Below are 6,441 nucleotides of genomic sequence, written 5' to 3'. Positions count from 1 at the left end.
AAGAACGTCGGCGGGCTGCAGTGCAAAGGGAGCAATTGGACGAGGCATGCCTGGAACCATCTCGGGGCGAGGGGTGCACAGTATATCGTTGTACGTTAGAAAATAAACTAACCGCTCACGACACTAGTTCGATCTCGCAAGCGCCCTCATATACCTAGAGTCCGCAACTTTTCAGATAGCCCCCAGCTGAATTTAGACATTCATATTATTAAAACTCGACTATAAGTAATGCAGCGACCACTAAAGCAGATGATTCAGGCGCTATCCCAACGCTGTCAAAATACTGACAATAACACTCGACTGCATTATTTCTAAGAGCCGATCATTTATAATGATCAAGATGATTAGTATTGTGCTAATAGCACTTTCCACTGCAGGATGCAACGGCTTCGTCAAACCCGATTTATCGGGACAATTCAACGACACATACTTTGTGGTCTACTCAGGCTTTCCAGCACCGTTTCTATATACGGCCTCGGCAGTGCAGTGCAGTGGAACGATGAATACGCTGTAACGACCAGGCATACTCCATTCTTGCCCGATATTGCATACTCCTGCAGTACAGGCTGTGACCTCGCCTTCATCAAGCACAAAGCAGACGGCAGTTACCCTACATGGCGAGCGCCGTGTCTGGGTGAAGACATAACGGCCGTGGGGGTAAGTCCCTATATGATGACGACCACGGGCAAGGGTAAGGTGTATCAAACGCCCTTCCTCAATGTAAAAGAAAATAGCGGTGATCTATATGGTATTCACGATGCCCCAGTGATTAAAGGGATGTCGGGTGGGCCGGTCATCGGCGTTGACGGAAGTGTGGTTGGTATTAATGAAGGTTACTACTCGGTCACACCATACGATATACCTGCTCAGACCGATTTAAGAGGTGCGGAGAGGGTGAGTATCTTTGTCCCTTACTCCATTATTGCGCGTGAGTGGAGATTGTTCCAGGCTCAGCTTAATCACGACACTCGCCCGATAGGACCGACCCCGAAAACTGATTTCTGCCCTGAGTTGGGTTTGAAACCGCTGAACATAAATGCCAAATAAATAGTGAAATTATTTATCTGCTGCAAACACTATTTGAGTGAGTGCGTTCTTATATATGTTAAGGGCGGAAGTTCCAGTTAACAGGTGACGGGCTTGCAGACCCGGCCCGCTCCTTTTTGTGCAGCGCCGGGCGGAGCTACTGACAGCCCATGAGTACAGGAGTATTGACGGTTTCTGGCACAACCCTGGACCTCCTGAAACACGTATTCGCCGAGCTTGTGCGCGCCTCCATAGATTTTAGCCACAACAAGACAAATTTAACTGAGTGGCTCATCTCGAACATTTGGTGAATTACGTGCAGGAGCGAACGGTAAAGATCGCGCCCAGGGGGAAATGGTGCTCAAACGTTGCTCTGTCCGGGGTGGTGTTGGACGTTTTCCAGGCATCTAGATATTGAACATAGGGTTTGTTGTGCGAGTCCAGTAACACAACAGCATTGAAGTCATGTCCAGTCTCGCCAATGAGGGGGATTCTGTAGTTCTGTGCACCGACAATACAGGATTTATTACCGTTGATATCGTACCTTCTAAGGACTTCGTTATCGACTTCCTCAAGCGAGTACAGGTCACGGGAAGCATTGAGTGCCTTTCCGAAAATAACCTTCGCGACGATATCGGGGTCCATGCCCATATAAGGCGATGTCGTATTTTTGGCACTAAGAAGGGAGGCGCCTTTCTCTATGTTGTAATGAACACAGGCTGCCAGCAGCGCACAATTGGCCGAGTAATGCAGTGTTGTAAAGTTCGCAAACTCAGCAATACGCTTCAGATCACTGAGACTCAGTTGCTCTGGCAAAGACTGCGCGCGGGATTCAACATGCAAGGATTGCCTGATCCTTAATACATCGTGAGTATCATTATCCTCAACCGTTCTTTCTACAAATCCGGAGAGCCTGTCAGGGTATCCTTCTCGCACAACACTGCTGAATTTTATCATGGAGGTATCCGGCTCAAGACGGCTCTGCACCAGGGGGGCTAGAGTTCATCACACCTCAAGCGGCTTCGATACGTGTCATCGTAACCAAAAGTTAAATCATTAGGGGGCGCACTGTTGATGTGTGATTCTCAGGCCCCCAAAGCCTGCGGGGAGCATGGATACCCGGCTTGATGGTTAGCTCGACCGCCGCCATGCGAACAGAAATGCCGGGCACACTCAGAACAGCTGACCTTGAGACACGTCATCCTGGCGCGCATTCACAACAGGCCTGGACGCCAGGTAACTTAGAAATGCCGCGGGTGATGCGGTGGCCTGTTCAAGGCAATTTCTTTTTTGCAGGGACACGAAAAGCGCAACTGAGTAGGCCTGGCAATTAATGGATTTTTGCGGGCTGAACTCAATGTCAGTGAATGCAGAGTATTCGGACAGTTGATCCGCCAGGTCCCTTCGATGTTTTAGGGCGCTGATGTATAGCCAGTCGTAAAAAGCTGTCTGCGGCTCCAGTGGCCATTGAACGTTCGCGAAGTCAAAGCTTGTGAGCCTTCCTGACAGGCGTAGCCGTTCGTCACGCTTTGCCTCACTGGAGGTCACTGCATAAATGTCGGTAAAAGGGCCGCCTTGTTCGAATACCTTGCTGCCCTGGAAGGCGCACTCGACACTCAAAGGGTGACCGAGCATCGAGCTATCAAAGGCAAGATTAAAAGCGCTGAGTGCAGCGCCGAGACGCTCAGGGGATTTTGTGGAGACCTCCAGCACTTTACCGATGCCTGGCAATGCATGTGCCGCCTGGTGAAGTGAGGTGATGGATTTTTGTTTCTGAGACACGGAGAGACCTGCAAACCACTGGAAGTCTACGATCTGAGTGCTCACGAGCGTTTGCCCGTCAGGGGCAGGGATAAAAACGGGTCTGCTGGCCATCAATAAGTCCATCCGGATTTGCGCGCATAAGTTCGTGCGCCGAGAAAGCCACGGCTTTCAGTGTGTATGTGCACAGGCTTGTCTGCTACGCAGTCTTTATACTTTTGCAGGCTGCTCGGGTCACTGAAAATCACACTGTTGATAAACGTCGGCAGTAATGTGTCGAACACTAAAACTTCGGCTTGAACATCGGAGGGGTCCCAGGGCAGAAGTCTGTTTTCTTCTCGAGAAGGCAAGTTGCTCTGGGGACTGAACAGGTTGTCGAAAGCCGCGACCGTCTTCAGGTCTACCAGTGGCTGTTGGCGAATACGGTTATCTGCCGCATTGTGATTGCAGAACGCCGTATCCAGTGACCATAAAACGCAGCGATCAATCACAAGTACAGCCCAGCCTTGCTCGGGGCTCTTCCAGCGATAACTGGCGAACATCTTGTCGTTGGGATGGCCGATAGACAGGCAAGTGGCGTTTGGGCGCCCATCGAGGCGCAGATGGTCGTTAAACCTGAAGTCGATGTTCTGGTCGGTGAGAGTAGTGATGGGGCACAGACCATGCTGCATGATCGAAGGCAAATTCTCGACGCGTGTGAAATGAATCAGATAGGGCAGTTCAAGGGCGCGCACCCGTGTCTCCAGTTCTTGCTTGCGCAGGAATCCGGGAATGTATGCGGTGAGCCCGCGACTCTGTGTCTCCGGCTCCTGGAGGCCAGCACTTGATGCCTGAATCTTGCCCAGCACGGCCCCGAACGTAAGCCGCGCCAACGGTTTGTTGCCCTGCTCAGCTTTGCGGGAAATGCAGTCCCAGGTGTCATGTCCCCCCAGCTTGCACAGCTCATCACGCAGTGCAGTGCGAAGGGGTACGTTCGACCAGACCTGCTAAACGATATCGCTGAAAAACGTGTCACGTTCGTGTTGGAGCTGGCGTTTTTTGGCCTCTAAGGCGGTCGTCAGAGGGGAATCGCCAGCGATGAGTACGCAGGAAAAATCCGGAATCGCCCACACAGGTGAAGGTGCTGTCACGGCGACTGTTGTGCTGGATTCAAGCGCCTTTGTGAACTGGGCATGGGCTTGCTGGTAGTGCGCCCAGGCTTTCTCGCCATGTTCCTGGCGCCAGGCGTCCAGTTTCAAGGCGCTTTGCGCGCGCTCCAACGCTTTTTCAGTCCAGAGCTTCTCCGTGAAAATGACTGCTTCCAGGGAGGCGGTAGCTTTTTGGATGTCAAGACTCAAGGATACCGAGTCGCTGAAGGACGTAATGGCAGTGTTTAGCGAATCGAGGGAGCGAAGAAAAGCGTAAGCGCGCCATGAACCCCACATTCAAAGCCAGCAGTTGATCCCCGAAGCTGTGCTCCCGAATTCTCTCAGGAGCCAGCACGTCATGATGCGACCCGACGCCAAAGTCGAAAAGGTCTACCTTTATCCCAAGCCCGTGGACTTTCGAAAATCCATCGACGGCCTGGCCGCCCTAGTCGAGCTGGATATCAAAGTCGCCGTATTCGATCCCGTGCTTTTTGTTTTTCTGAATCGTCACCGTAATCGAGTGAAAATCCTCTACTGGGAGCGCAACGGCTTTTGTCTTTGGCTCAAGCGCTTGGAGTCCGAGCGTTTCAAAATTTCACCCGATGAGGTGGACGAGGCTATCGTGCTGACGGTTCAGGAGCTGAACTGGCTACTGGATGGTTTTGATCTCTGGCGCAACCGTCCTCACAAGGTTTTAACTCCAAGATTCGTCACCTGACGGGTATAATCCAGTGCATGCGATCTGTGCCCGACAACCTTCCTGATGACCCAGTGCTTCTCAAGCAGATGCTGCTTGAGACGTACGAAGCGCGTGCGCGTGATCAAGAAGTCAAAGAGGCTTACCAGATCCATATCGTGGATCTTAAAGAGCAGATCAAGTTGCTGCGCGACCGTATATTTGGTCGTAAATCCGAGCAAACGGTTGAGCCCAACACACCACAACTGGCCTTGTTCAACGAACCCGAAAGCGAGCCGATGCCCATCGTCGGCGATGCAGAAGAGGAAGTCGTTGCTCCAGCCCCGCGTCGTGGCAAGCGCAAACTGCTGTCGGCTGAACTGCCGCGTATCGAAGTCATCCACGAACTGCCCGAACACGAACTGACCTGTGCCTGCGGTTGCCGCAAACATGCTATCGGCGAAGAAACCAGCGAGCAGCTGGACATCGTACCGATGCAGATCCGGGTGATTAAGCACATCCGTAAAGTCTACGGCTGCCGTGGTTGTGAGTTGGCTCCGGTGACTGCTGACAAGCCGGCTCAATTGATCGAAAAGAGCATGGCCAGCCCGAGCGTGTTGGCCATGTTGTTGACGACCAAGTATGTAGACGGCCTGCCGTTGCATCGCTTCGAGACGGTACTCAGCCGACATGGCATCGATATCCCGCGCCAGACCTTGGCGCGCTGGGTAATCCAGTGCGGCGAGCATTTACAGCCACTACTGAATCTGATGCGCGACCGATTACTGGAAAGTCCGGTCATCCATTGCGATGAAACCCGCGTCCAGGTACTGAAGGAGCCGGGACGAGACCCGACCAGCCAATCCTGGATGTGGGTACAGGCCAGTGGGCCACCGGATCGAAAAGTCGTGTTGTTTGACTACACGTCCAGCCGTGCGCAGGAAGTGCCACTGCGCCTGCTCGCCGATTATCGCGGCTATGTGATGACCGATGATTACGCGGGTTATAACGCGCTGGCGTTGCAACCCGGTGTGGAGCGTCTGGCGTGCATGGCCCATGCCCGACGCAAGTTCGTCGACGCGCAAAAAGTGCAGCCCAAGGGTAAGACGGGACGTGCTGATATCGCGCTGACGATGATCAACAAGCTGTACGGCATCGAGCGAGAACTCAAGGACGCCAGCGATGAACAGCGCTTTATCGTCCGTCAGGAAAAGAGCTTACCGATCCTGGCCCAGTTGAAAGGCTGGCTGGAAAAAACGCAGCCCCAAGTGACACCGCAAAGCGTACTGGGTAAGGCTGTTAATTATCTGGCCAACAATTGGAGCCGGCTGGAGCGATACGTGGAGGCTGGTTTTTTACCCATAGACAACAATAGAGCCGAGCGCGCAATAAAACCGTTTGTTATAGGGCGCAAGGCATGGCTGTTCAGTGATACGCCCAAGGGTGCGACCGCCAGTGCCCAGATCTACAGCTTGGTCGAGACCGCAAAGGTCAACGGCCAAGAACCCTATACGTGGCTGCGCCACGTACTTGAACGGCTCCCGCATGCGCAGTCGGTAGAGGACTTTGAGGCCTTACTGCCGTGGAACTGCTCACCGGAAATGCCACGCTAAACCGTTACCCCATCCTGAAGTAGGTGGGGTTAATGGATCGCATACAAAAAATTGAGGGCAGTCAAAAGTACTCATATCATGAATCGTCACGATTTGACGACTTTTTACTAGGGAAGCTCCGATCAACTTGCCGCAACCGCGCAGTAAGTTGAAAATCCCGCTGAATTTGGCGCTATTGACCGCGAAATATCCCGTACGCGCCGCCTTGGCGAGCTTGTCAGCCCATTTCTCCGTGTTA

Annotated in this window: 7 protein-coding genes and 1 pseudogene; 3 read left to right on the top strand and 5 right to left on the bottom strand. The window is 52.8% G+C overall.

Features of this window, described 5'->3' with window-relative positions:
* Positions 1–331 precede the first annotated feature (331 nt).
* A pseudogene (locus AC19YQ_RS24655) lies at positions 332–1,047 on the top strand (trypsin-like peptidase domain-containing protein).
* Positions 1,048–1,338: 291 nt separating this feature from the next.
* Here AC19YQ_RS24655 and AC19YQ_RS24650 read toward each other — a convergent pair.
* The 4 genes from AC19YQ_RS24650 to AC19YQ_RS24635 all read right to left on the bottom strand — a co-directional run bounded on the left by AC19YQ_RS24650 (position 1,339) and on the right by AC19YQ_RS24635 (position 4,211).
* Positions 1,339–1,983: a T3SS effector cysteine hydrolase SpvD family protein gene (locus AC19YQ_RS24650; RefSeq protein WP_219261390.1), complete on the bottom strand. Its 645-nt coding sequence runs from the start codon at positions 1,981–1,983 to the stop codon at positions 1,339–1,341.
* A gap of 216 nt (positions 1,984–2,199) precedes the next feature.
* On the bottom strand, positions 2,200–2,901 hold the full coding sequence (locus AC19YQ_RS24645; RefSeq protein ID WP_500596155.1) for a DarT1-associated NADAR antitoxin family protein: 702 nt from the start codon (positions 2,899–2,901) through the stop codon (positions 2,200–2,202).
* Positions 2,901–3,635 carry a DarT ssDNA thymidine ADP-ribosyltransferase family protein gene (locus AC19YQ_RS24640; RefSeq protein ID WP_500596154.1) on the bottom strand — a complete coding sequence of 245 codons (735 nt, stop codon included), beginning with the start codon at positions 3,633–3,635 and terminating at the stop codon, positions 2,901–2,903. The genes AC19YQ_RS24645 and AC19YQ_RS24640 overlap by 1 nt, the downstream gene beginning before the upstream one ends.
* A gap of 138 nt (positions 3,636–3,773) precedes the next feature.
* The gene (locus AC19YQ_RS24635; protein WP_500596153.1) at positions 3,774–4,211 is read right to left on the bottom strand and encodes a hypothetical protein; all 438 of its coding nucleotides are present in this window, start codon (positions 4,209–4,211) and stop codon (positions 3,774–3,776) included.
* A gap of 61 nt (positions 4,212–4,272) precedes the next feature.
* On the opposite strand from AC19YQ_RS24635, the gene tnpB reads away from it, so the two are divergent.
* Both tnpB and tnpC read left to right on the top strand, forming a co-directional pair.
* A complete protein-coding gene (gene tnpB / locus AC19YQ_RS24630; protein WP_500596152.1) occupies positions 4,273–4,632 on the top strand; it encodes an IS66 family insertion sequence element accessory protein TnpB in 360 nt (119 codons plus the stop codon).
* 17 nt (positions 4,633–4,649) lie between these two features.
* Positions 4,650–6,203: an IS66 family transposase gene (gene tnpC, locus AC19YQ_RS24625; protein ID WP_500596151.1), complete on the top strand. Its 1,554-nt coding sequence runs from the start codon at positions 4,650–4,652 to the stop codon at positions 6,201–6,203.
* Here tnpC and AC19YQ_RS24620 read toward each other — a convergent pair.
* Positions 6,183–6,441, bottom strand: a 259-nt coding sequence (locus tag AC19YQ_RS24620; RefSeq protein ID WP_500596150.1) for a hypothetical protein, incomplete at its 5' end; no start/stop codon positions are given. The two genes, tnpC and AC19YQ_RS24620, sit on opposite strands and share 21 nt — an antisense overlap.

The organism is Pseudomonas sp. MF06569, from assembly GCF_059862735.1.
This window is presented reverse-complemented; position numbering and strand designations above follow the sequence as displayed.